The following is a 2,048-nucleotide window of genomic DNA, read 5'->3' as shown; positions in this document are numbered from 1 at the left end:
GCCCCGCACATCCGCGCAATGGCGCGCCGTGGCGCCGGCGCCGCCAACCGCCGCGCCCGGCCCGCCGGCTGCACCAGGCGCCACAACCGGCGCGCCGGCGACAGAGGTGGACGCGGTGGCCCTCGCAGCCGGCGCGACACTGCGCAACCTGCTGGCCCTCCCGGAGAACAGCGACGCGCTGCGCTGGATGTCCATCGCGTTGCTCGAGCTCGGCGTCAGCGAGACCGGTGGCGACGCCGACCGGCAGCGCATCGCCGGCTATTTCCGAGACACCCCGCTGCCAGCCTCGATGCACAGCCCGGACACGCCCTGGTCCGCGGTATGGCTGAACTGGGTCTTCGCGCGCGCCGGCATCCCGACGCCGCGCAGCGGCAGCAACGCCGCCTGGCTCGCCTGGGGAGAGCGGCTCGATGGGCCGCGCGTCGGCGCGGTCGCGGTCATGCCCCTGGCGACCAGAGGCAGCGCCCCTGTCTACCATGCCGGCCTCGTTGTGCGCGCAGATCCGGATTGCGTGCTGCTCGTTGCGGGAAACACGAACAACCGGGTGGAGACGCGATGCTACCCGCCAGGGCGCGTGCAGGCCTTCCGTTGGCCGCCGTTGCGCTGAGCGTCACACGGCGGCTTGGCCAAGCTCCTCCGGCGTCGCCGCGATTCGCCTGTCGCGCAGCCAGGCGGAAACGCGCGGATCGGCACTCCAGACGCAGAGCGGGACCGCCAGGATCATCCCCAGCGTGAAGGGCAGCGCCAGCAGCAGCGCGCCCGCCGAGACCATGGCGAAGGCCAGCGTCAGCGCCAGCCCGATCAGCGTGTGCGGCCACAGCAGCCGCGCCGCGTCGGCCCAGGAGATGCCGCGGTCGGCGCGGTTCTGCGGCGCCCAGCCGGTGCGGCGGCCGAAGGGCAGCGTCGCCAGGAACATCGCCTTGTTGAGCGTGGAGAGCGGTTCGAAGAGCTGCATGAAGGCGATCTCGGCCGCCGCGCCTTTCGCGAAGGCCGTGCGGCCGCCATAGCGCGCCGCGACGCGTTCCTGAATCAGCGCCTGCGCGTAGCCCGACAGCTTCGGCGAGAAATAGCAGAGCCAGTGCGCCAGCACGGCCAGCGCCAGCGCGCCCATGGGCGTCGCCGCGCCGCCGCCCGTGACCGCATTCAGCGCGGCCAGCAGCAGGATCAGCGCGTAGAGCGGCGCGCCGAGGAACAGCAGGATCGCCTGCAGCAGCTGCAGGCGCCCCATGGCGGTGAAGTTCGGCAGGCGCAGCAGCTGCCAGTACTGCATGTTGCCCGCGCCCCAGCGCTCGTCGCGGCGGAGGAATTCGGGCATGGCGGGCGGGTTCGCCTCCAGGCTGCCATCCTCCTCCGGCAGGCAGCGCACGCGCCAGCCGGCGGCCTGCAGGCGCACGCTCTCCACCATGTCGTGGGAGAGGATGCGGCTGCCATCGGGCAGCACCTCCAGCCGCGCATGGCGACGGAAGGGCTCGCAGCGGATGATCGCGTTGTGGCCCCAGTACGGCCCGGCATCGAGCTGCCACCAGGCCTGGCCGGTCGCCCAGCTGCGCATGCCCGCGCGCATGCCGAACTGGAACAGGCGCGGGAAGGCGGCGGTGGCGGGCCGGCCGACGATCAGCTGCTGCACGATCGCCAGGTCGGGCTCGGCCTCCATGATAGCGACCAGGCGCAGCACGGCGCGCGGCGTCATCACGCTGTCGGCGTCGAGCGTGATGAAGAAGGCGGCGTCGCCGGCGTGGTGGTCCAGGAAGTCCATCACGTTGCCGGCTTTGAAGCCTGTGTTCTCCGCGCGGCGGCGATAATGCACGTGCCGCCGGCCGGCGGCGAAGGTGCGGATGGCGGCCGCCTCGGCCGCCGCGGCGGCGGGATCCTGGGTGTCCGACAGCAGCCAGAGACGGAAGCGGTCGCCGGCGCCGGTCTCGGCCAGCCCGTCGAGCAGGCGGCCGAGCGGCGGCAGCACCGCGTCCATGTCCTCGTTGCGGATGCAGACGGCGAGCGCGGTCACGGCGCTGGGCGCGCCGGGCCGGGCGCGGCGCAGCGCGGGCAGC

General features: G+C 73.4%; 2 protein-coding genes. One reads left to right on the top strand and one right to left on the bottom strand.

Going from position 1 to position 2,048, the window contains the following annotated elements; all coding sequences use genetic code 11:
• On the top strand, window positions 1–607 hold a 607-nt coding region (locus OZN99_RS30470; protein ID WP_270938958.1), incomplete at its 5' end, for a TIGR02594 family protein.
• Between the two features lie 3 nt (window positions 608–610).
• Here the strand turns inward: OZN99_RS30470 and mdoH are convergent.
• Window positions 611–2,048, bottom strand: a 1,438-nt coding sequence (mdoH, locus tag OZN99_RS30465; protein WP_270938957.1) for a glucans biosynthesis glucosyltransferase MdoH, incomplete at its 5' end; no start/stop codon positions are given.

It is taken from the genome of Falsiroseomonas oryzae, from assembly GCF_027856955.1.
GTDB classification, from domain to species: Bacteria; Pseudomonadota; Alphaproteobacteria; order Acetobacterales; family Acetobacteraceae; genus Falsiroseomonas; species Falsiroseomonas oryzae.
This window is presented reverse-complemented; position numbering and strand designations above follow the sequence as displayed.